Here is a 409-nt window from a genome sequence, read left to right as displayed (position 1 = left end):
CTCGGCTTGCTGCTGCACGTTCAGGCTGTCACCGTCCAGCTGTTAATCGGCGGCCAGCAATTCCCTGTCATCCAGCGCGGCACGCAGCAACTCCAGCTGCTGTCCATCGAGCACCAGCGGCGGCAAGCCGGCACCGCGTGCCGGGTTGCGACGCATCACCAGCTGCGCGTGAACCAGGGTGTGGTCCTCGAACAGCTCGAAGGTCAGGTGCGTCTCGTCGATCAGGTACTCGGGCGCCTGGTAATCCTTCAGGTAGATCACTTGCGGTTGTTCGGTGCGCATGTGCAGGTCCTTTTGACTGGAGCACGGCCAACTGGTAGGCCGTGTACTTGCGAATATTGATCACACCGGTGTCGAAGATCAGGTACTGGCCCTTGATGCCCAGCAGCGTGCCTTCGGCGACCGGGTC

The 409-nt window shown here is 61.9% G+C and carries 1 protein-coding gene and 1 pseudogene; both read right to left on the bottom strand.

Features of this window, described 5'->3' with window-relative positions:
- Window positions 1-42 precede the first annotated feature (42 nt).
- Window positions 43-282 (bottom strand): hypothetical protein, encoded by a 240-nt coding sequence (locus QWI17_RS06815; RefSeq protein WP_302721770.1) that lies wholly within the window; start codon window positions 280-282, stop codon window positions 43-45.
- Between the two features lie 28 nt (window positions 283-310).
- Window positions 311-409, bottom strand: a pseudogene (locus QWI17_RS06810) (DUF2797 domain-containing protein); the annotation flags it as partial.

It is taken from the genome of Gilvimarinus gilvus (genome assembly GCF_030518155.1).
Classification (GTDB): Bacteria; Pseudomonadota; Gammaproteobacteria; order Pseudomonadales; family Cellvibrionaceae; genus Gilvimarinus; species Gilvimarinus gilvus.
This window is presented reverse-complemented; position numbering and strand designations above follow the sequence as displayed.

Coding starts and splice junctions, on each gene's coding strand:
- QWI17_RS06815 (WP_302721770.1), bottom strand. CDS start 282: ATGCGCACCGAACAACCGCAAGTGATCTACCTGAAGGATTACCAGGCG.